Origin of the sequence: Yersinia pekkanenii, from assembly GCF_001152565.1 — a bacterium.
Taxonomy (GTDB): Bacteria; Pseudomonadota; Gammaproteobacteria; order Enterobacterales; family Enterobacteriaceae; genus Yersinia; species Yersinia pekkanenii.
The window spans coordinates 15,737-37,769 of sequence record NZ_CQAZ01000009.1 but is presented as its reverse complement, the minus strand read 5'-3'; the positions used below and the strand labels follow the sequence as shown (position 1 = coordinate 37,769).

Genomic DNA, 22,033 nt, shown 5'->3' with positions numbered 1-22,033 from the left:
CAACATGTTACGACGTTATTTTGTGCTACTGGGTTTGTGGTTTGCTCTGCCCGCCGCGATGGCACAACCCCTTGGCTCGCTGGTGGATATTCAAGGAGTGCGTGGCAACCAACTGGTGGGTTACAGCCTGGTGGTGGGGCTTGACGGTTCCGGCGATAAGAATCAGGTCAAATTTACGGGGCAGTCGATGGCGAACATGTTGCGCCAGTTTGGGGTGCAACTGCCGGAGAAAATGGACCCTAAAGTAAAGAATGTGGCGGCGGTGGCAATCAGTGCCACCTTGCCTCCGGGTTATGCGCGCGGCCAATCCATTGATATCACTGTGTCATCCATTGGTGATGCCAAAAGCCTGCGCGGCGGCACCTTGCTATTGACTCAATTGCGCGGTGCCGATGGTGAAATCTATGCCTTGGCACAGGGCAATGTGATTGTTGGTGGTATCAAAGCCGAAGGTGGCAGCGGCTCAAGCGTGACCGTTAACACCGCCACTGTGGGGCGTATTCCCAATAGCGGCAGTATTGAACGCGAGATCCCAAGTGACTTCCAAAGCAACCGTCAGGTGGTGCTTAACCTGAAGCGCCCGAGCTTTAAGTCAGCCAATAATGTGGCTCTGGCGTTGAACCGCGCATTCGGTACTAACACGGCGGTGGCGCAAAGTGCGTCTAATGTGATGGTCAATGCACCGCAAGATGCCGGTGCGCGGGTGGCCTTTATGTCTTTATTGGAAGATGTGCAGATCAACGCCGGTCAGCCGTCGCCACGGGTGGTGTTCAATGCCCGTACCGGTACGGTAGTGATTGGTGAAGGGGTAAGGGTGCGTGCGGCGGCGGTTTCTCATGGCAATCTGACGGTCAGTATCCGCGAGCGGAAGAATGTCAGCCAACCCAATGTGCTGGGGAGGGGTAAAACCGTGACCACGCCGGAAAGTGATATCGAAATCACCAAAGGCAAAAACCAAATGGTGATCGTACCGAGCGGTACCCGATTGCAAGGTATTGTTAATACTATCAATAGCTTAGGTGCATCTCCAGATGACATCATAGCGATATTACAAGCCTTGCATGAAGCGGGTGCGCTAGAGGCTGAGCTGGTGGTGATTTAAGGACAAAATATGATTGATGCAATTAATAAATCAACCCCGGTGATGCCGGGGAGTTTTTCTGGCGATTTAATGCCACAGGATCTGGAACAGGCGGCGGTGCAGTTTGAAGCCCTCTTTATGCGTACGCTGCTGCAACAAATGCGCAAAGCCGCCGAAGCACTGGCCGCCGCCGATGACCCATTTAACAGCAAACAGCAGCGTATGATGCGCGATTTCTACGATGACAAGCTGGCCTCCACGCTGGCCTCGCAGCGCAGTAGTGGCATTGCTCATCTACTGATCCAGCAGTTGGGGAGTCAGTAAGCTACCGGCGGGCGGCTATTTAAGTCGGGATGGAAAATAGCCGCTTATTGCTACCAACGCGCATTTCTCATTGAGTTTATTGAGGCAAGAAATCGAATGAATTTTATTAAAACCGCATTTAGCGGAATGCAGGCAGTACAAGCACATTTAAATGCGACATCCATGAATATCTCCAATCTGCATACTCCTGGTTACTCGCGTCAGCGGGTCGAACAAAGCGCTATTGGTTCACCAGGGCAGAATGCGGGGCAAGGTGTTAATGTTGATGCTATTAAGCGCCTTTCTGAGCACTATGTGGTTATGCAGGAGTGGCAAGCCATTAGTCAGCAACAGTACTACGATGTGGGTGAACAATATTTAAAAGCGATGGAGTTAACCCTATCCAATAACAGTACCAGTTTGGCCTCGGGTCTAAATAATTTTTTCTCTTCGCTCAATGCTGCCACTCAAATGCCAGACTCAATCCCCATGCGTCAGCAGATTATTGAATCGGCTAATACTATGGCAATACGTTTTAATAATGTGGATAACTTTATTAATCAGCAGAAAAAATCCATCACCCAACATCGTAATATTAATGTTGAAAATATCAATAGTTTAACTAAGAGTATTTCTGATTATAACCAGCAGATAGTAAAAAATAGTTATGATGGTAAGAATATTAACGATTTATTGGACAAGCAGGCGCTTCAGATAAAAAAACTTAGTGGCCTTATCGATACCCGGATTCATCAAGCTGAGGATGGCACTTACAATATTAGTTTGAAACAAGGGCTAGCTTTAGTTAACGGTTCTATAGCCTCTGAACTGACGGTTAATACGACTTCGGCAGGCACTATTTCAATGAGTGTCAATCATGCTGGTGCAGCCTATGGTGTCGATATGTCATGTGGTGGTCAGCTAGGGGGAATAAATGATTATGAATTTACCACCCTAAAAGAATTACAGAAATCTATTCATAATATGGCGAATACAGTAGCGACTGAGTTTAATCATCAACTGAAACAAGGTGATGATTTCAATGGTGCCGCCGGGCGTGATTTATTTACCTTTGATGTGAGCCATTCCGATGGAATGCTACGGTTATCTGCGATGACCGCAGAGCAGTTAGCCTTGGCAGAACGGGGGAAACCGGTAGGTGATAGCGTTAATCTATTTAAATTACTGGATATTAAAGATGCAAATGTCACTGGCGGCAGCAATATAAAATTAGTTGATGCCAGTACCGCGATAGTGGGTTACGTTGCGATGACCAGCAATAGAAATAATAATGAGCTGGAAAGTGCAAATAATGTATTGAATCAAGCCACAAGATATCGTGAAAGTGTCAGTGGTGTTAACAGTGATGAAGAGGCGATGAATTTGATGGAGTATCAACGTGCTTATCAATCAAATATGAAAGTTATCTCTACCGGCGATAGATTGTACTCTGATCTTCTGGCCCTGATCTGACCATTAAACATAATAAGGAAGTTATAATGAGAATCAGTAACTCAACATTATTATCAGCGATGAATAGGTTTATTTCTCAGCATAATCAGAAACTGGAAAAGATAAACCAGCAGATGATGACGCAGCAACGTATTCATCTACCCTCAGAAGATCCGATAGCCAGTACGCGGCTAATGCAGATAAACCGTGCACAGTCGGATATAAAGCAACATACCGATAATATTGATGGATTATCTAACAGCCTTAATCATCAAGCCGGGCGAGTTATGGCTATCAATAAACAGTTGGTGGTGATTAAAGACAGACTACTGGCTGCCAGTAATAATGTTAAGAGCCAAACAGATGTCAGCGGAATTGCTGATGAAATGAACTACATGTTGGAAGCTGTGGTATCTGAGTTAAACGGAAAAAATAGTGAAGGTCGTTATTTATTTTCAGGAACCGCCAGCAATACCAAGCCAATTGAATTAGATGCCAACAATACTTATGTTTTTAAAGGTAATAGTGATAGCCGCCAAACCGGGGTGGGTCATGGGGTCAAGATTATTGAAAATGTGCATCTTCAGTCAGCCTTTGCTGATCCTACGGATGAGCTGGCAGTACTGAATAAATTGAAAACATTGTGTGATGAGATTAAGCAGGGAAATTTATCTACGACCAGCCATACCACTAAAATTGATGAAATGATGGGGTTGATTGACAAGACCTCTGACCAGATGGGGGTAACATTAACTGAGTTAGGTATTAGAGATAAGCATTGTAAATTACTGAAAAGAAACCATGAAGACATGGAGTTATCGAATGCAACTATCCAAGAAAATCTGGGTGGTCTTGATTTAGCTGAATCGTATTCAGAATTGATAAACGTAATGGCAGTTGCCAACGCCAACTACACGACGTTTAAACAGATTAATGGACTGTCACTTTTTAACTTAATCTAAGCTGGGATGGTATGCAGGTAGGATTCAATAGAACTCAATGGGAGATGGCAAATAATGCCAGACTCCCTGGTTTTGATAAATTTCAGGGCGCTGACTCGCTGACTTCGGTACCAAAAAACGCCACTTTCCCTGAATCACCGTTTATTTCTAACCAGCCACTGCGTTATAACGTACAACTTAATCGGCAACTCACCGCAGTACAACGAGCGGAAAAGTATTTATATACAACTGAATTGCAGGTCGCACAATTACAACGGGTGCTGCAACAGGAAGGACATAATAATGAAATAAAATCCACGGCGCTCAAAACACTGCATTGGTTGCAACAACGTGTATCGGTTTCAGGTAACACGATTGATCGACAACTTAATTTTGTTGCCGATCAGCGTACAGAAGTTAATTTCAATCTGCACCAGGTGGATAAACTGTTACAACCGGCAGAGAGTGAAACACTGTTGTTTTCTCTGGCGGGGGCCGAGCATCGGATCGTCGCGGTAAAACTATCTGCTGATGCCTCAGCGACACAAAACCTATTACGTTTAAATAATGGGTTAGGGCGTTTTGGTCTCCACGGAGCGGTAGATTCACACGGTAATGTGCAATTTCGGGTGGATGAACAGTCTTGGGCAGATATTCATGCCGATCTTCAAGTCCGGGGGGGGGGGGGGGGGCATACGTTTTTCGCAAGAGACATTCCAGTCGATGAAATTACAGCCAGAAAGGGTACTGGAGGATCGGGTGCGCGATATAGCAGAACACCCACTGACAGCGAATAAACACCGGGTGGGTATTCAGCAGGCGATGGACCATATTACCGAGCAGATGAGTAAACTAAGCGAACATAAGAGAAATATCAACCTACAAATCAACAGCATGTCTAGTTTTCCTGTTCCACATTCAGCACAAATGGCAGCGGAAGTGTTAGCCAGCAAGTTGGCGCAAGGGCAGTACGCTATGTGGGCTAATATACTGGTTGTACAGGGGAGCGGGCGTAATTCGATGGTGAGAAATCTATTGGAAAGTTGAATGTAATTCATTGGTAGCTGATTGATCTATAGCCCAAACCATTAGGATTACAGTCAGTTAAAGCGGCCAATTCTAATGTCATTATCCCAACAATGACCGGTATTAATCCGCGTACCTACTGCCGCCACAACTTTACCTCAGACGCTATTCAGAGGGGAGGCTAATATCTCCTCTCACTTTTCACTCAAAATAATACCACTTTGTCCGACTAATAATGGCTGGCCTGCTACCACCATTGGCGTCATAAATATCGTGTTATGGGTGAGATAATCCAGCAAGCCATCAATCATCTTTCCCGACGTCGGATTATTAAAAAATATCGGGCTGTAGTGGTAACTTAACTGCTCGTTTTTTGCTGTTTCCTCAGTAAACTTCCCTTTAAATATAAATCGGTTATCGTTTGGGTTGGTGATAGTACTGATGTACCCGCCTTGAACGGCACTAATACGTGCATCGTAGACTTCTTTCTGTTGCGACAGTAAGTCATAAAAACCCATTTGAAATTGCCCCTGAAGAGATGCAGGTTTTTCTTTTAATTCTGAAGTAGCGAAAGCGGCAAGTGACAAACAAAGCCCCAATAGCAATAACAGCATGCTGCTTTTAGCAGTTATCCATTTCATTAATCTTTCTCTCCATCTCACGGTAAATCAAATTATTCAGTAACTGATCGTTCTGACGCCAATGATAAATGGTCATACTGAGCTGCTTCTTGGTACATTGATTTTCTACCATAAACGTAAAGTCCAGCCGCCGCAGCGACACGTAATAGTAAATATTGATATGAGTATCGTTAGATTTAATCTGCTTATTGAGTGTATAGAGTGTGTCCTTTATTCGCGGATTAAGGGTTTCATCCTGCTGCTGCGATAACTGGGCATCCACTAATTGGAACAGATTAATATTACTGAATGTCCCTTGGTCTTGTTCGATGGCGTGATACTGTGGCCCTTGCGGCGAATGACGTAACAAATGGCTAAGGCCAGCAATAATCACTGCAACTAACAGCAGAGCGACAAACAGATGCCTGCGCCCTAAAATCCGCCGTGGTTTGGCCGGATCGGTGACCCTGGGCATTAAAGTGGGAGAGTGATGGTGAGTTTGCGCCGCTGGTGGTGGTGAGGTTTCTGCTGTTGGGGTATTTTCACGTGAAGTGGCGTTGAATGCAGGCGGTGATGGTGTTTCCTGCGCCATCATTGCATCAGCATGGGGCTGGCTCTGTTCTATCGACTCTTTTATTCCTTCTTCTATGTCATATTCTGTTATTTCGCAAAAAGCAGGATCTAACAGGTAGCCCATTTTGGGGATAGTCTGAATAATGCTCTGCTGCTTATTTTCATCACCCAGTGCCACGCGTAAGGTGTGAATAGCATTGGGCAGGCTATTATTGCCAATGACCCGGCGTTTCCATACCAGATTGGTTAATTCGTCACGGGATAAAATCTCACCGACATGTTCCAGCAGAACGGTGATCAATTTTAATTGGTACTCACCCAGGCGCTTTGTTTCTTGCATATCCCGGTGTGTGATAAAACCGGAGGTCAGGTCAATTGACCAATTATTCACTGTGTAAGTGCGGTTTTTCATATTGTTTTTTTAATCAATCCATTAAAAATGGTAGTGGAGTGCCCATAATTATTGGGTGTTTTTTAAACCATATCTAGGGTTTGAATCTTTCTTTTCAGCATAAAATGCCAATTTATGAGAATATTTCCTAGTTAATTAACAAATTAAAGCATAATGCTCCAATGGTTTGGCCTGCAGTATTATTAACTAAACCAGAGAACATAAGCAATAAATTAATAAAATCATTTATTTTCTGATAGTTAGGTGAGACTTTTGTTTTATTAACCTCTTTAATTTTTATGGGTATTCGCGGCAGGAAAATTAAAATCAATGCTATACCATTATGCAAAAGTGAATAATTAATCGGAATTATCAAATAATAATTTGATTTATTCCATTGCCGTGTCGTTAATTTGTTTCTTAAGCGCCAACAGAATAACTCATTCAGCAAATACAGAACCTAATAAAGAAAAGAAAAAAGCGTGGCAAAAAATTACCCTTCAGGCTTAATTTCACCATCTGTCGTGTCGCTTAATTCTGATACCACGGGCGCTAACCGTTAGCCCCGGAATTCAGGAGAATTACCCTCATGGCACTTTCTATCCATACTAATATTTCTGCTAAAACGGCGATCAACAGTTTAAGTAAGGCAAATCTGTCCAATGCGCAGTCTTCACAGCGTCTGTCCACCGGTTTCCGTATTAATTCGCCAGCGGATAATGCGGCAGGCTTACAGATCACCAACCGCATGGAAAAGTTGTTGAATGGTATGGGCCAGGCAAAGCAGAACATTCAGGAATCCATTGCTATGCTGCAAATTGCCGACGGTGGCCTGGCGGAGTCAGTCAAGACATTGAATGCGATGAAGAAGCTGGCAACGCAGGCGGCGAATGATACCAACTCAGCGGCAGACCGCGAAGCCATTCAGAAAGAATTTACCGAGTTGGGTAAAGAGCTACAGAATGCACTGAATAACACCGAATATAACTCCGAGAAGCTGTTTGCTGCGGGTGGAAAAATGCGTAAGGAATTGAATTTCCAGAGCGGCACCAATGCAGATTCAAGCCTGAGATTAAATCTGGACAGCGTGATTGAAGATCTGACTAAAAGTGTGACAGAAGCGAGCGTGCCACTGGTTGCAAATGCTACCGGGACGCAAGCACAGCAAGCGTTGAAAGCCTTGAATGATGCAACTGATGCCGCCAAGACCGCTAAAGATGATGCTGATACCGCCAAAACGGGGTTAGCTGTGGGTACGGCTACAACCGTTGCCATCACTATTCCTGAGTATAAAGATGCGCAGGGGCAGACTGTCGCAGCGCAAAACATTGCTATCGGTAGTACTCCCACTGTAGCACAGCTTGCCAGCGTAGATGCTGCTGTTGCTTATCTCACCGCTGAACATACCAAAGCTGAAACCGCAGCAGCAGATTTCGCCGCCAATAATGGTGTCGGTGGTGGTGTTATGAACCTGAGACTGGGTGATAAAGATTTGGCGATGGCGGCGGATGAAAAACTGTCGCAAGTGATTGATGCTTATGGTGCCTTCCGTGCCACGTTGGGTGCGAACCAAAACCGCCTGCAATCTTCCTCTAACAACCTGGACAACATGATCAGCAACACCGAGCAGGCGCTGGGCAGCATCAAAGATACCGATTTTGCTGATGAGATGAAAAACCATGCGCAAAGTGAAATGTTGATGCAATCAAGTGTAATGATGTTGAAAAAAGCCAACAACTCCACTCAGTTGATTTCAACCTTACTGCAAGGTTAATTGACGCGACAATGAATCAATACCGCTTTTCGGAGCGGTATTTTTTTGAACTGCCGATTATTTCCTGATGTATGAAATAAAGGGAAATTTTATTTCCCACATTAATATTAATTCACTAAATATCAATGTGTTAATTGTTGGCATGTATTTTGCTTTTAAACAGATATAAAACACGAGGACATATCATGTTAGAGATTGATGCAGAAAGAATGGCCACACTCAGCGCAGATAAAATGTTTGCCAAAAGAGAATCTAAGTTAGAAAACCAGAAAAAACAGATTAGCGCCCAAAAAGCCGATGTTAATAAATTAGAAACGGCGGTGACAGATTTTCGTTCCACCCTGAATAGAGTAAACCAACGCAACAATGGGCTACTGCAAGTCAAGGCAACCAGTAGTGATGATAAGGCGATTAATGTCAGCGCCACAGCTAAAGCCGCGAAAGGTCAGTATGATTTATTTATCGAAAAATTGGCGAAAACAGATCATCTGGCATTAGAGCGTATTGATAATAATGCCCTGAAAGCGGCACAGGGAGATATCACGTTATCAGTGGGTAGCCTTGACCTGACAATTGATCTTACCGCAGTCAATAGCATTGAAGAGCTGACTAATGCGATTAATGATGCCAGTGATAATGCTAAAAATAGCGACGGGCAAGGGGTAAGTGCCACGCTGGTTCGTACCGGCGGTGAGGTTGTATTGACCTTGAACAGTCATAAAAGTGGTGCCGCTAATAAAATTGATCTTACTGATTTAGCCGCAAAAATTAGCGCCACCGCCAAAAAAATTGTTGAAGGACAAGATGCGTTGGTTTGGTTAGGCGCAAAAACGTCAGGCATAAAAATAACGCATGATAGTAATATTCTGGATAAAGCTATTGAAGGTATTTCTATTCAATTAAAGCAAGAAAATACCGTGGTTGGTGTGACGGTGGCAACAGACACTGAAGCCAGTGAAGAGCAAGTTAAAACGTTTATTGCTACGTTTAATAAGCTGCAACAAGTAACCGAATCTTCCTCCTCGGTATCCAATGCCAATGCGATCAATGTAATGTTAAATGGAATTATCAAATATTCTGTTGATGGAAAGAATATTGCTTCTTTTGGTATTGATAGAGGGCGAGATGGGGAATTACTCATCAACAGTAAGAGGCTGAATGAAGTCTTGAAAACCGACAGCAAACATTTCAGTGAATTTTTTAATGCTAAAGATGGATTGATCGATAAGTTAAGCGATGCATTAAAACCTTATATAGACTCCACCTCAGGTTTACTTAAACTAGATAATGACCGATTGGCCAGAGATATTAAAAGTGTTGATAGTGATATCGAGGCTATAAAGGCTGATCATAAGCGTTCGTACGAAGCTAATTTAACGAAGTTTAGTAAAATAAATAATTTAATCACCAAGTTGACCTCTACCCTGGAACTGTTTAAACCTGAAAAAGAGAAGAGATAAAGAGAGTGAGATATGTATAAAGAACCGACGGTAGGATTATATCAACAGACAGATATTGCTATTCAGGCCGCAGCGGCAACACCACATCAACTGGTCATGATGCTATTTGATGGTCTAAAGGATGAGTTAATCCGGGCTAAAGGGCATATTGACGCCGGACGTTATGAACTTAAAGTTAAGAGTATTAACAAATGTATTAACATTCTTAATGGCTTGACCAGTGTACTTAATTATGAAGACGGTGGTGATTTATCTATCACTATTAGCAAACTCTATGAATATTGTGTTTACCGTTTATATGAGGCAAGTAATCAACTTTCTATTGAAATTATTTCTGAAGTAGAAGGTATTTTATCTGCCTTATATCAAGGCTGGGAAGGAATGAAACATTAATATGACCATTATTTCTGTCGCTGATGAGTTGGCTATGGAGTTGGATTGTGCGAGTCAACAGCAAAATTGGGCACATTTACAGCAGTTGGATGACCGTGTTGCTCAAATGCTGAGTGCCATCGCGGATCAGGAAATACTGCCCGCTGAAGCTCAACTATTGAGAAAGTTAAAGCACAGTCACCAACGCGCTCTAGAACGTTGTCAGGCATATCAACTAACCCTTAAAGCAGATATGGAGAATAGACGTAACCGGCAAGAAGGTATCACCGCCTATGCGATGATAGCCATTGCTGCCTATCAGGAGATGGCGCGCGAGGAGGGAGCGAGGTGATCACATTAACGGGCTTTGCTCAGGTGGGCAGCCAACGGGCAACGGATGCGGGGAGTACGCCGATCGACGGCAATGCCGATGAAGGTGGTTTACACTCTCTGACGGCATTTGATGATGTGCTGTTGCAGGTATGGGAGCCACATCAGCCTATCTCGTTGCGGCCGGCGGTGGTGATGGATTTGATTGCCCGGTTTGATGGTAACAACGTTGCGAGTGATGTGACCATGCAGCCACCAACCGATGAACAGAACCAGCAACTGCTTGATGTATTGTTGCAGTTTCATGGGCAGAAAACGCCGCCGCAAACTGCGCCGCCAGTGACTATTGTGCCTTTTCCGCATGCAGTGGATAGCCATCTGACGATAGAGCCACCGCCGGTTGTTATGGACCAGGTTACGCAAGATAAATCATCGCCAATAATAAATTCGTTGATACCAGCCCGTCCGAATCTGGAGGTAATGGCACAACCTGCGGTAACCCGCGCTGAAAGCCTGCCGGGTATTGGTCTTCAGCCCGAGGGGATAAGCGCGGTGATGCCAGCAGCATTGAGCAATACCACCAATAGCAGTAATGAAGTGGCAGTCCCTCGAATGGAGAGCCAACTCAACCTGGCTAACAGCCCTAAAGAGTGGTCGCAGCAGTTACGTACTGTACTGGGGGAGCGCCTGCAAATGCAGATTGAGAGCAAAGTGCAGCATGCCACTATTCGCTTAGACCCACCGGATATGGGGAAAATTGATATTTCACTGCATATGGAAGGAGGAAAATTACAGGTTCACATTAATGCGAGTCAGGGTGATGTTTACCGCGCATTACAACAAACCAGCGCCGAGTTGCGCCAAACGTTAATCGGGCAAAATAGTGCAACTGTCGAGGTACAAATATCGGCGAATAGCCAACAGCAGCAACAGCAGCAACGGCAGGATCAGCAACAGCAACCCGATATTTTGGCAGCACTGCATATTGAGACTCAAGTAGGCACGAGCACCGACGACGGTACGCTCCTCATAACCGTATAAAGGACTATTAATGAACACCGAGAAAAAAACATTTTCTTTGAAAATGTGGATATTGCTATTGTCAATTTTCGTGGCCGCAGTTGCATTATTTGGTCGTGAAATTATTCAGGATAAATTTAACCGTCAACCGGTTGTTGTCAGTAAGTCATTTGTGCGTGGTGATAAATCCGTTCAGTTTGTTGAAATTAAAAATATGATTATTACGCTGAAAGACAATAAAACCGAGCGTTATTTGCAGTTAGAGCTGGGCGTGGCAACCGGTGATGATAATGATATTAAGAAAGTGATTGCAATGGTACCTGTTATTCAGGCGGCTACAGTTAATTTACTTTCCAGTATGGATTATCAGGCCGTACGCCATACTTCTATTGTCGATTTACGCCGCCAGTTGATGAGTGAATATAAGAAAGACTTTGAAAAATTAAATGCGCCGATGCCCTTTGACGATGTGGTCATCAGCCGAATGGTCTTCCAATAATCACTATGGCAATAATGGATATTAACGATAATCTCGCACTGACGCCTGTGGAAGAAGGGAAATACCTGGAAGCGTATTTGCCACTGGTAAAACGCATCGTCAGGCAACTTTCTTTTCAGGTGGACAGTGTGATCGGCAAGGAGGATATGCAGCAAATTGCACTGATGGGGCTATTAGAGGCACTGCGCCGCTACGGTCACCCTGATGGGCAGTTTGCTGCTTATGCCGTCCATCGAATTCGGGGTGCGGTGCTGGATCAACTGCGGGAACATGACTGGCGGCCACGTAGGTTACGACAAAAAACGCACAAAACCAATGAGGCAATACGACAAATAGCCCGGCGATTGGGTCATGAACCGAGCTTTGCGGAAATTGCAACCGAGTTACATCTCACCGCAGATGAATATCAGGAATACCTGTTATTAGAAAGTGCCGGTGCTATGGAGAGTCTGGACGAAATACTCTCATTAGAAACGCCAACTGATGCCTTACAAAGTCGCGCTCTGGAAGAGAATATTATTATTGAAGATAATCTGAATCAGGCCATTGCCTCATTGGAAGAACGAGAGAAAATTATCCTGCATCTTTATTACCAGCAAGAAATGAGTATGAAAGAGATTGCGCAGATATTAGGTCTAACCGAAGCGCGCATCTGCCAACTGAATAAAAAATTAGCACAAAAAATTAAATCATTTTTTTAAATTATCGAGGGTATTATGCAGAAGTTATTTGGCCTATTGGTCATTATGGTATGTGTAATTGGTGGTTATATTATGTCAGGCGGAATATTATCTTCCTTCTGGCAGCCAGGGGAAATCATCATTATTTTTGGTTCAGGTATCGGTGCCATGATATTAGCCAATCCCGGCTATGTATTAAAAGAAATGTGGCTACAAATGATTGCGGTTACCCGTAAGAGTGGATATACCGCTGAGTTTCAACAGCAATTATTAATGCTGCTCTATGAATTGCTCGAAATGGTCGATGAAGGTGGTTTGAAGCGCCTTGATGAACATATTGAAGTGCCAGCTAATAGCCCATTATTCCAACGTTATCCGCTTATTTTACAAGATCACCATTTAGTGACATTTATCTCGGATAACTTCCGCTTAATGGCAATGGGGAAAATTAACCAACACGAGTTGGAAGGGATATTAGAACAAGAGTTATCCGCCGTTGAAGAGGAACTGTTGGTTCCGTCGCGCTCATTCCATCGTACCGCAGAAGCCATGCCCGGTTTTGGTATCTGTGCTGCGGTATTGGGCATTATCATTACCATGCAGTCCATTGACGGTTCGATTGCGCTGATCGGCGTCAAAGTGGCGGCGGCCTTGGTTGGCACCTTCCTCGGTGTGTTTATCTGCTACTGCCTGATGGATCCGATGGCCAATGCGATGGAACAGGAGATGAAAAAGAAGCTGGCATTCTTTGAGTGTGTTCGCATGGTGCTGGTTAATCATGTGGCCAGTAAACCTTCGCTATTGGCGGTGGATGCCGGTCGTAAAATGCTGCCACTGGACAGCAAACCTACGTTTGCCACCTTGGACTCCTGGATTAATCAGTTAACGATGGCAGGCGCATAATGAGAAGTCATGCCCGAGGCGGCCAAACCACCATAATTAAACGCGCCGCTAGAAAAAGGCACAGTGGTGGGCATTCTGGTGCCTGGAAGGTGGCTTTTGCCGATTTTACCCTCGCGATGATGGCGCTGTTTATGGTGCTGTGGATTGTTGGTGTGGTATCAGAAGAGGAGCGACAAGAAATTGTGGCGCAACTGAATGGCAGAACCCTTTTCGCCCAGCAATCCTTTATTTCGATTCCGTCTAAAAGTAAAAGTGGCGGCGGCAAATTATCTGACAGCATTGATGGCAAGGAGCAAGCTAAAGAAACCAAAAGCAATCTGGCTATCGAGGTGCCGGAGCCAGAGCAGTCGCTGGAAGAGGTGGTGGATAAGTCACGTCAAGAAATGGAGGAGTTATCGCGCATCATTATGCAAATTACTTCTGCCTACGATGCACAATCTAATCTGCAAATGGAGGTGGTACCGCAAGGGCTGCGCATTCTGATTCAGGATGATAAACAGCGCGATATGTTTCAGCGCAGTAGTGCAGTATTGACGCCTTTCTTCAGCCGTTTGCTGGCGGAATTGGCACCAGCTTTTAATGAAATGGATAATAAAATCATTATTACCGGCCATACTGATGCTTCCCGTTACCGTGATCAGGTGTTGTACAACAACTGGAACCTGTCTGGTGAGCGGGCGTTAATGGCGCATAAAGCGTTGGTAAAAGGTGGGCTAAGCGAAGCGCGTGTATTACAAATCAATGCGATGGCGGATCAGATGTTACTGGATCCGGCCGAGCCTCTGGCGGCTAAAAATCGCCGTATCGAGATTATGGTGTTAACCAAAACAGCCTCAGACACCTTGTATCAGTTCTTTGGTAATCACGGAGAGAATGTAGTGAAATCGGCAGCGAAGAAAGCCGAATAGTTGCGTTCGTATTTTTCACCGTCCAGCCTACCCTCGAACCTAGGGCTGGACGGTGTTTTTTTATGGATAGGCCATTAACGCGGGGTAATAGTGACGGTATTGCCATTAGTGGCGATGGTGACACGTTGGCCAGCATGGAATTGGGTCACTCCTTGAGCCTGAACAACCAGGAAGGTGGTTCCGTTATCACGGCGGACTTCCAGTTCAACACCGCTGCTGCGGTTCATCATGCTTTGGACTTGTTGGCCGACAACGCCACCCGCAACGGCACCTGCGGCTGTGCCGAGACGGCGTCCGGTACCTCCGCCAATGGTGTTACCCAGAAAACCACCGACAACTGCCCCACCAACAGCACCTGCAATGTTATTTCCATCTCCACCCTGAATCGTCACCGGGCGCACAGAAACCAGGGTACCGTAAGTCACGGTTTGGGTCTGTCCAGCCTGAGAACTGCTGAAGGTGTCGCCCGAAAGGGTATTATTATTGGCACAACCACTGAGTGTGGCGACGGCGATAGCAACAACAATGAATGGTTTAATCATATAGACCCTTCCTACTTGAAATTGCAGCGGTGTTCGCTGCGCTTACTCACCCAAGTCACTGACAAAGGGTCAGCTCATTGGGATTCGCTCGTTTGCTGCCTACCTGCAACTCCAATTAGTTTGGGTTATCCCTTCCTACTTGAAATTGCAGCGGTGTTCGCTGCTAGCCACATAACCGGTTGAATCTTGACCGGTAACGCAATCATAGCACGACTTATTTAGCAATAAATTGATTCATATACAAAATATACAATTAATTCATATTGGTTGTTTTTTGATCGACATTTTGAGGTGATCCATTTTTTAACATTAAGATTTACCCTTAAAAATGGCAAAACAGGACGTTGAAACCCTTAAAATTAATGAAATTGATAAAAATCTTATTTTACCCAACTTAATCATTATGAGTCTCTGTTGCCGTTTAATTAATTATAAAGTGCGCTTTGTTATTTATGTTTACGCTTTTTTTGGTTTCATTTTCATGTGATACGAAAGTTTGATTTTTAGTTAACTAACTAAAATAATTAATATTTAAGTAAAGTTACTGAGGTTGTCTTTATGAAGGGGTTAATGATATTCAATTCCATCTGTATCTATCCGATTCCCGTTTGACAGATTTTCTATTACATGGCAATTAAAATATTTTGCTGAAACGGTTTTAGTTCACAGATATTCCCCCTGATTAAATCAATCAATTATCCATTGATAAAGATCAACTTAATCAAATGTCCAAAGTTACAAACTGTTAACAAGAAGCCATTCTTTTTGTAGGGATATGCCCGTCGTTAGTATCGGGTATGTGGACAATATAATAATAATGACAGGGGGAAAAACATGCTTTCCCAGCATGGCGTTAACCGTCGTGATTTTATGAAACTTTGTGCAGCACTGGCTGCCACCATGGGTCTTAGCAGTAGAGCGGCCGCGGAAATTGCCAATACGGTCAGTTCACCACAACGGCCACCGGTTATCTGGATTGGCGCTCAGGAGTGCACCGGTTGTACCGAATCACTGTTACGCTCAACCCATCCCACCCTTGAGAATCTACTGCTCAGTGTTATCTCAATGGAATATCACGAAGTGCTGTCGGCGGCATTTGGTGAGCAGGCAGAAGAAAATAAACACCGGGCCATCGAGCAGTACAACGGGAAATACATTCTGGTGGTGGATGGTTCTATTCCGCTGAAAGACGGTGGGATTTACTGCATGGTGGCGGGTAAACCTATTGTTGAGCATATCCGTGACGCTGCGGAACATGCGGCAGCGATTATTGCGATTGGATCTTGCTCCGCTTGGGGCGGCGTGCCAGCCACTGGCGGCAACCCGACCGGCGCGGTCAGCTTGCAGGATGCACTGCCGGGTAAAACGGTGATTAATATTCCCGGTTGCCCACCCAACCCCCACAACTTCCTGGCGACGGTGGCTCATATCATTACTTTCCAGCGCCCTCCGGCTCTGGATAGCAAGAACCGGCCTACCTTTGCCTATGGCCGCCTGATCCATGAGAACTGCGAGCGCCGCCCGCACTTTGATGCCGGTCGCTTTGCCCGCCAGTTTGGCGACGAAGGTCATCGCCAGGGTTTTTGCCTTTATCATCTCGGTTGCAAAGGGCCGGAAACCTATGGCAACTGTCCGACACTGGAGTTTTGCGATGTCGGCGGTGGCATCTGGCCGGTCGGCATTGGTCATCCTTGTTACGGCTGCAATGAAGAAGGAATTGGTTTCACCAAAGGCATCGCGCAGCTGGCCAATGTTGAAAACCCTACGCCGCGTGCTGAGAAACCCCTGATTCATAACCCGGAAGGCGGGGAGATCTCCACGACGGCCACCGCATTACTCGGTGGCGTGGTGGGATTGGTGGCCGGTGTCAGCCTGATGACGGTGCGCGAACTGGGGCGGCAACAGAAGCAGCGCCGTAAAGATGACGATCACTCATCGCGGGAGGAATAGCCGTGAACCGACGTCACTTTTTCAAATTAGCCTCAGGCGGTGTATTGCTGGCGGGGTTTTCTCCTCGCACGCAAGCCGAGGTACAAAACCGGCTACCGATCCCTGGCGCGCTGGGCATGTTATATGACTCGACGTTATGTGTTGGCTGTCAGGCGTGTGTCAGTAAATGCCAGGAGATCAATCACAGCGAGTTTGCCGAACATGGCGAAACCTATGCTGGCGGCGACGCTATTTGGTCAAACAACGACAAACTCAGTCCCTATACCAATAATATTATTCAGGTGTGGACCAGTGGCACGGGTGTGCATAAAGATCAGTTGGAGGACGGCTACGCCTATATCAAAAAGCAATGCATGCACTGCGTTGATGCCAACTGTGTGTCTGTCTGCCCGGTCAGCGCGCTGCGCAAAGATGCCAAAACCGGCATCGTCCACTATGACCCGAATGTCTGTACCGGCTGCCGTTATTGTATGGTCGGTTGCCCGTTCAATGTACCGAAATACGATTACGACCATCCCTTTGGCAAGATCCATAAATGTGAATTGTGCAATCAGAAAGGGGTCGAGCGCTTGGATAAAGGCGGCTTGCCCGGCTGTGTTGAGGTCTGTCCGACTGGCGCGGTGATATTCGGTACCCGCGAAGCGTTGCTGTCAGAAGCACAACGGCGGCTGACCTTGAAACCGGGTGAGAACGCCCGCTTCCCGCGTCAGACACTCAGTGCCAACGACACTTACGAGCATCCGGCCGCTCACTATGAACCGCATGTTTATGGTGAGAAAGAGGGCGGCGGCACCCAGGTCTTGGTTCTGACCGCTATTCCAGCCGAGAAACTCGATTTGCCACCACTGGCGGAACTGGCCACTGGCGCGCGCTCCGAACATGTCCAGCATACGCTGTATAAAGGCATGATCCTGCCGCTGGCGGTATTGGCAGGTGTGACGGCGTTGGTGCATCGCAATACCCGCGATGAACGCAAAAACAGTGACGGCGACTCGCAGGATAAAAAGGACGGTCCAGATGACCATGCATAAATCCAGCCCACTGGGTGGGCGGCTGGTCAGTTGGCCGGTGATGCTGTTAGCGCCTTTTGTGGTGCTGTGCGCGCTGTTGATTGTCAAACGTTTGGTACTGGGGCTGGGATCGGTCAGTGATCTGAACGGCGGCTTCCCGTGGGGGATCTGGATCGCTTTCGACTTATTGGTGGGCACCGGTTTGGCCTGTGGTGGCTGGGCATTGGCCTGGGCGGTTTACGTGTTTAACCGAGGCGAATATCACCCGCTGGTGCGCCCGGCGCTGCTCGCCAGCCTATTTGGTTATGCGTTGGGAGGGCTGTCGATCACCATCGACGTGGGCCGCTACTGGAACCTGCCGTACTTTTTTATCCCCGGCTACTTCAATGTCAATTCGGTGCTGTTTGAAACCGCCGTCTGTATGACTATCTACATCGGCGTGATGGCACTGGAATTTGCCCCCGCGCTGTTTGAACGGCTCGGGTGGAAAATATCGCTTAAGATACTGAATAAAGTGATGTTTTTCGTCATCGCATTGGGGGCGCTACTGCCGACTATGCACCAGTCCTCGATGGGGTCATTGATGATTGCAGCCGGAGCGAAGATCCATCCGCTGTGGCAAAGCTATGAAATGTTACCCCTATTTTCATTGCTGACCGCCGCCATTCTGGGCTTCTCCATTGTTATCTTCGAAGGCTCACTGGTACAGGCTGGGTTACGTGGGCGGGGCGCTAATGAAGCACCATTATTCACCCGTTTGACCACCATCATCGATGTGTTTCTGCTGCTATTTGTGTTGCTACGCCTCGGTGAGATTGTGGTGCGCCACAAGACGGAATACTTGTGGCATCTCGACCGCTATGCCATCGCCTTTTGGGCTGAGATCGTGCTGATGAGCTTACCGCTAGTGATCTTTCGCATTCGGCGCGCCAGAGAAGACAGCCGCTTACTGTTTATCGGGGCGCTGTGCATGATTGCGGGCGCGGCGCTATGGCGGCTCAATTACTCGTTATTAGCCTTTAACCCCGGCGGCGGCTACAACTACTTCCCCACCACCAGTGAAATCCTGATCTCCATCGGCTTCGTCGCCATTGAGGTCTGTGCCTACATTTTATTGATTCGGCTGTTGCCGGTGCTGCCTGCTCACGGCCAGTTACATAAGAATAATCAGACAGAGGTAAAACATGAGCCAACGCATCACCATTGATCCCGTCACCCGAATTGAAGGGCACTTGCGGATCGACTGCGAAATTGAGGACGGTAAAGTGATTAAAGCCTGGTCCTCCGGCACCATGTGGCGTGGCATGGAAGAGATTTTACAAGGCAATGATCCGCGCGATGCCTGGATGATTGTGCAACGCATTTGCGGCGTGTGCACCACCATTCACGCCATTGCCTCGGTACGCGCAGTGGAAAACGCGCTGGGGATGGAAGTGCCGGTCAATGCGCAACATATCCGCAATTTGATTCTGGCCGCGCACAGCATTCATGACCATATTGTGCATTTCTATCAACTGTCGGCGCTGGACTGGGTAGATATCACCTCTGCGCTGCAAGCCTCGCCACAGAAGGCGGCGGCGATGCTAAGCGGGCTGTCGAGCTGGCCGCTGAACAGCGCGGAAGAGTTCAGCCGCGTACAACAGAAAATCAAAGACCTGGTGGCCAGCGGGCAGTTAGGCATTTTCGCCAACGGCTATTGGGGTCATCCGGCGATGGCGCTGCCACCGGAGGTTAATTTGATTGCGGTCGCGCACTATCTGCAAGCATTGGAATGCCAGCGCGATGCTAACCGTATTGTGGCGGTGCTGGGGGGCAAAACGCCGCACATCCAGAATCTGGCGGTGGGTGGGGTGGCAAACCCCATCAATCTGGATATGCCTAGTGTGCTGAATCTGGAGCGCCTGATGTTGGTGAAATCCTTTATCGACCGCTTGGGCAGTTTTATCGAGCAGGTTTATAAGGTGGATACGGCGGTGATCGCCGCCCATTATCCGGGTTGGCTCAATCTGGGCAAAGGGGCTGATTACTACCTCAGCGTGCCGGAGCTGCCGACCGATCGCCGAGGTGAAACCTTCCTGCTGCCGGGTGGTTATCTGGATAATGGCACCTTCCGGCCGATTGCTAATCACCATGATCCTTACCTGATCACCGGCATTGCCGAAAGCGGCAAACACGCCTGGTATCAGGACGACGAACCGCTAGCACCCTGGGAGGGTAAAACCAACCCGAATTACACCGGCTGGCAAGCAGACGGCAAATATTCCTGGGTAAAAGCGCCGACCTTCTACGGCAAAACGGTGGAAGTCGGGCCGCTGGCATGGCTGATGTGCGGTCTGGCGGCGGGTCATCGGCCAACTAAACAGCATTTCAGCGATATTGGTGCGGCCTATCAAACACTGAGCGGGCAGACCATTACCCAAGATCAACTGCCATCGACACTGGGCCGCATCATTGGCCGCGCAGTGCATTGCTGCGTACTGCACGAAACACTGGCCCAGCAATGGATGGCGCTGGTGACTAATATCGGTACCGGTGACGTGGAAACATTTATCAAGCCGGATATCCCGTTAACCGGCGAAATCCGTGGTGTCGGTTTTGAAGAAGCACCGCGCGGCATGTTGTCGCACTGGGTGGTGATCAAAGACGGTAAAATCGCCAACTATCAGGCGGTGGTACCCTCCACCTGGAACGCCGGACCACGCAATTATCACGATGAACCAGGCCCCTACGAGCAAGCGCTGGTGGGGACGCCGGTGGCTGACCCTGCCAAACCACTGGAAGTGGTACGAACTATTCACTCATTCGACCCGTGTATGTCTTGTGCTGTACATATTGTTGACACAACGGGCAACGAAGTGACCAAAGTCAAGGTGCTGTGATGGGGATTTTGGTATTAGGTATAGGTAACTTATTACTCAGCGATGAAGCGGTGGGGGTGCGTCTGGTCGAAGCGCTGGAGCAACGGTTTCACATCCCACCGGGTGTTGAGGTGCTAGATGGCGGTACCGCCGGTCTGGAACTGATGGAAGCGATGGCGGATCGCGCGCATTTGATTGTCGCTGATGCGGTGTTGACCGGGCAGCCACCGGGCAGCGTTGCGGTGCTGCGTGATAAAGCGATCCCGGCGATGTTTAGCCGCAAAGTCTCGCCCCATCAATTGGGGTTATGCGATGTATTAATGGCATTGCAACTGACCGATGAGTTCCCGCGTCAGCTCACACTGGTCGGTGTGGTACCGGAATCGCTGGCACCGCATATCGGCCTGACGCCAACGGTAACGCGGGCGATTGAACCGGCACTGGAACAGATTCTGGCGGCATTGCGTGTCAGCGGCATTACCCTCAAGGCGCGAGAAAAAAATCATGTCTGAAGTCATTGTGGGCCATGAACAACATCCGGCGGCGTTGCTGGAACAGGTATTCGGCCAGATAGCCGCCGATGAGATGCGCGGCTTGCCGTTTTACCGCGAAAACATTCCACTGCGCGCCTGCGGATTTCAGCTATTTGAGCAGCAATGGCTTGGCGCGTTATTGACCCCGTGGATGCTGAGCTTGGTGGTATTACCGGGGCCGCAGCAGACTTGGCAACGCCGGGTGGTAGGTGAGCGCCTGATGCTGGCATTACCCTGCGGTACCATCGGTTTTACCGTCAGCGAAATTGCCGGTTGCGGCCAGTATTTGAGCCGTTCGCTGATGTCACCGCTGGAAAGCTCACTTGGCGCAGAGCAAGCGCTGAGGTTGGCGGAGCAAAGTGCGCTTATGGTGCTGTCGCTGCCAGTAATGGACGTCGATGCCCCGGTCAATCCACGGCGGCGAGCTTGGTTTAATAAAGTAAGCCAAATGAATAATCAGCATGCATGAAATCAGTTTATGTCTCAGCACGCTGGAGTTAATTGAACAACAGGCACGGCTCAACGGTGCCAAACGAATAACGGCGGTATGGCTGGAGATAGGCGCGCTCTCGTGTATTGAGGAGGGCGCATTGCGTTTTAGTTTTGATGCCGCCAGCCGTCAGACTTTGGCCGCCAATTGCCAACTGCATATCCACTACTTACCGGCACAAGCCTGGTGTTGGCAGTGCAGCGCCAGTGTCCCGATTGAACGGCACGATGCCGGGTGCCCGCATTGTGGCAGTCATGCTCTGCAAGTGGAGAATGGCAACAGTTTGCAGGTAAAACAGATAGAAGTGGAATAATCCT

23 protein-coding genes and 1 pseudogene are annotated in these 22,033 nt (G+C 47.5%); 21 read left to right on the top strand and 3 right to left on the bottom strand.

All coding sequences use genetic code 11. The annotated features are described in order from the left end of the window. Window positions 1-4: 4 nt before the first annotated feature. The 5 genes and pseudogenes from AEP37_RS06135 (at window position 5) to AEP37_RS06115 (ending at window position 4,824) form a co-directional block, all read left to right on the top strand. Window positions 5-1,102: a flagellar basal body P-ring protein FlgI gene (locus AEP37_RS06135; RefSeq protein WP_049611403.1), complete on the top strand. Its 1,098-nt coding sequence runs from the start codon at window positions 5-7 to the stop codon at window positions 1,100-1,102. A 9-nt stretch (window positions 1,103-1,111) separates the two neighbouring features. Then, window positions 1,112-1,405: a rod-binding protein gene (locus AEP37_RS06130; protein WP_049611400.1), complete on the top strand. Its 294-nt coding sequence runs from the start codon at window positions 1,112-1,114 to the stop codon at window positions 1,403-1,405. A 96-nt stretch (window positions 1,406-1,501) separates the two neighbouring features. Beyond that, entirely contained in the window at window positions 1,502-2,857 is a 1,356-nt protein-coding gene (gene flgK, locus AEP37_RS06125) for a flagellar hook-associated protein FlgK (RefSeq protein WP_049611398.1), read from the top strand. A gap of 26 nt (window positions 2,858-2,883) precedes the next feature. After that, window positions 2,884-3,798, top strand: a complete 915-nt coding sequence (locus tag AEP37_RS06120; protein ID WP_049611395.1) for a flagellin N-terminal helical domain-containing protein — start codon at window positions 2,884-2,886, stop codon at window positions 3,796-3,798. A gap of 11 nt (window positions 3,799-3,809) precedes the next feature. After that, a pseudogene (locus AEP37_RS06115) lies at window positions 3,810-4,824 on the top strand (flagellar hook-associated protein). A gap of 173 nt (window positions 4,825-4,997) precedes the next feature. On the opposite strand, the gene AEP37_RS26495 reads toward AEP37_RS06115, so the two are convergent. Then, complete coding sequence (locus AEP37_RS26495) at window positions 4,998-5,444, bottom strand: hypothetical protein (protein WP_049611392.1); 447 nt, start codon at window positions 5,442-5,444, stop codon at window positions 4,998-5,000. Next, complete coding sequence (locus tag AEP37_RS06105; protein ID WP_049611389.1) at window positions 5,425-6,408, bottom strand: winged helix-turn-helix domain-containing protein; 984 nt, start codon at window positions 6,406-6,408, stop codon at window positions 5,425-5,427. Before AEP37_RS06105 ends, AEP37_RS26495 begins: the two co-directional genes overlap by 20 nt. Window positions 6,409-6,976: 568 nt before the next feature. Here AEP37_RS06105 and AEP37_RS06095 point away from each other — a divergent pair. The 9 genes from AEP37_RS06095 (at window position 6,977) to lafU (ending at window position 14,333) form a co-directional block, all read left to right on the top strand. After that, complete coding sequence (locus AEP37_RS06095) at window positions 6,977-8,161, top strand: flagellin N-terminal helical domain-containing protein (protein ID WP_049611385.1); 1,185 nt, start codon at window positions 6,977-6,979, stop codon at window positions 8,159-8,161. A gap of 185 nt (window positions 8,162-8,346) precedes the next feature. After that, window positions 8,347-9,621: a flagellar filament capping protein FliD gene (fliD, locus tag AEP37_RS06090; protein WP_049611382.1), complete on the top strand. Its 1,275-nt coding sequence runs from the start codon at window positions 8,347-8,349 to the stop codon at window positions 9,619-9,621. A 12-nt stretch (window positions 9,622-9,633) separates the two neighbouring features. Then, a complete protein-coding gene (fliS, locus tag AEP37_RS06085; RefSeq protein WP_049611379.1) occupies window positions 9,634-10,014 on the top strand; it encodes a flagellar export chaperone FliS in 381 nt (126 codons plus the stop codon). 1 nt (window position 10,015) lies between these two features. Beyond that, window positions 10,016-10,345: a hypothetical protein gene (locus AEP37_RS06080; protein WP_049611376.1), complete on the top strand. Its 330-nt coding sequence runs from the start codon at window positions 10,016-10,018 to the stop codon at window positions 10,343-10,345. Next, window positions 10,342-11,364 carry a flagellar hook-length control protein FliK gene (locus tag AEP37_RS06075; RefSeq protein WP_049611374.1) on the top strand — a complete coding sequence of 341 codons (1,023 nt, stop codon included), beginning with the start codon at window positions 10,342-10,344 and terminating at the stop codon, window positions 11,362-11,364. The genes AEP37_RS06080 and AEP37_RS06075 overlap by 4 nt, the downstream gene beginning before the upstream one ends. 10 nt (window positions 11,365-11,374) lie before the next feature. After that, window positions 11,375-11,842 carry a flagellar basal body-associated FliL family protein gene (locus AEP37_RS06070; protein WP_049611371.1) on the top strand — a complete coding sequence of 156 codons (468 nt, stop codon included), beginning with the start codon at window positions 11,375-11,377 and terminating at the stop codon, window positions 11,840-11,842. A gap of 14 nt (window positions 11,843-11,856) precedes the next feature. Then, window positions 11,857-12,543, top strand: a complete 687-nt coding sequence (locus tag AEP37_RS06065; protein ID WP_156168537.1) for a FliA/WhiG family RNA polymerase sigma factor — start codon at window positions 11,857-11,859, stop codon at window positions 12,541-12,543. 15 nt (window positions 12,544-12,558) lie between these two features. Beyond that, window positions 12,559-13,425 (top strand): flagellar motor stator protein MotA, encoded by an 867-nt coding sequence (gene motA, locus AEP37_RS06060; RefSeq protein WP_049611365.1) that lies wholly within the window; start codon window positions 12,559-12,561, stop codon window positions 13,423-13,425. Further along, window positions 13,425-14,333: a putative lateral flagellar export/assembly protein LafU gene (gene lafU / locus AEP37_RS06055; protein ID WP_049611362.1), complete on the top strand. Its 909-nt coding sequence runs from the start codon at window positions 13,425-13,427 to the stop codon at window positions 14,331-14,333. The genes motA and lafU overlap by 1 nt, the downstream gene beginning before the upstream one ends. Before the next feature lie 74 nt (window positions 14,334-14,407). Here lafU and AEP37_RS06050 read toward each other — a convergent pair whose 3' ends face one another. Further along, complete coding sequence (locus AEP37_RS06050; protein WP_049611359.1) at window positions 14,408-14,875, bottom strand: outer membrane lipoprotein; 468 nt, start codon at window positions 14,873-14,875, stop codon at window positions 14,408-14,410. Window positions 14,876-15,709: 834 nt separating this feature from the next. On the opposite strand from AEP37_RS06050, the gene hybO reads away from it, so the two are divergent. From hybO to hypA, 7 genes are read left to right on the top strand one after another with little or no spacing between them, the layout of a single operon-like run. Then, the gene (hybO, locus tag AEP37_RS06045; RefSeq protein WP_049611356.1) at window positions 15,710-16,825 is read left to right on the top strand and encodes a hydrogenase 2 small subunit; all 1,116 of its coding nucleotides are present in this window, start codon (window positions 15,710-15,712) and stop codon (window positions 16,823-16,825) included. Between the two features lie 2 nt (window positions 16,826-16,827). Next, complete coding sequence (gene hybA / locus AEP37_RS06040; protein WP_049611353.1) at window positions 16,828-17,856, top strand: hydrogenase 2 operon protein HybA; 1,029 nt, start codon at window positions 16,828-16,830, stop codon at window positions 17,854-17,856. Next, complete coding sequence (gene hybB / locus AEP37_RS06035) at window positions 17,843-19,042, top strand: Ni/Fe-hydrogenase cytochrome b subunit (RefSeq protein ID WP_049611351.1); 1,200 nt, start codon at window positions 17,843-17,845, stop codon at window positions 19,040-19,042. Before hybA ends, hybB begins: the two co-directional genes overlap by 14 nt. After that, window positions 19,020-20,714, top strand: a complete 1,695-nt coding sequence (hybC, locus tag AEP37_RS06030) for a hydrogenase 2 large subunit (protein WP_049611349.1) — start codon at window positions 19,020-19,022, stop codon at window positions 20,712-20,714. The genes hybB and hybC overlap by 23 nt, the downstream gene beginning before the upstream one ends. Beyond that, complete coding sequence (locus AEP37_RS06025) at window positions 20,714-21,205, top strand: HyaD/HybD family hydrogenase maturation endopeptidase (RefSeq protein ID WP_049611347.1); 492 nt, start codon at window positions 20,714-20,716, stop codon at window positions 21,203-21,205. Before hybC ends, AEP37_RS06025 begins: the two co-directional genes overlap by 1 nt. Further along, window positions 21,198-21,695, top strand: a complete 498-nt coding sequence (hybE, locus tag AEP37_RS06020; RefSeq protein ID WP_049611344.1) for a hydrogenase-2 assembly chaperone — start codon at window positions 21,198-21,200, stop codon at window positions 21,693-21,695. The genes AEP37_RS06025 and hybE overlap by 8 nt, the downstream gene beginning before the upstream one ends. Continuing rightward, the gene (gene hypA / locus AEP37_RS06015) at window positions 21,688-22,029 is read left to right on the top strand and encodes a hydrogenase maturation nickel metallochaperone HypA (protein WP_049611341.1); all 342 of its coding nucleotides are present in this window, start codon (window positions 21,688-21,690) and stop codon (window positions 22,027-22,029) included. The genes hybE and hypA overlap by 8 nt, the downstream gene beginning before the upstream one ends. Window positions 22,030-22,033: the final 4 nt, after the last annotated feature.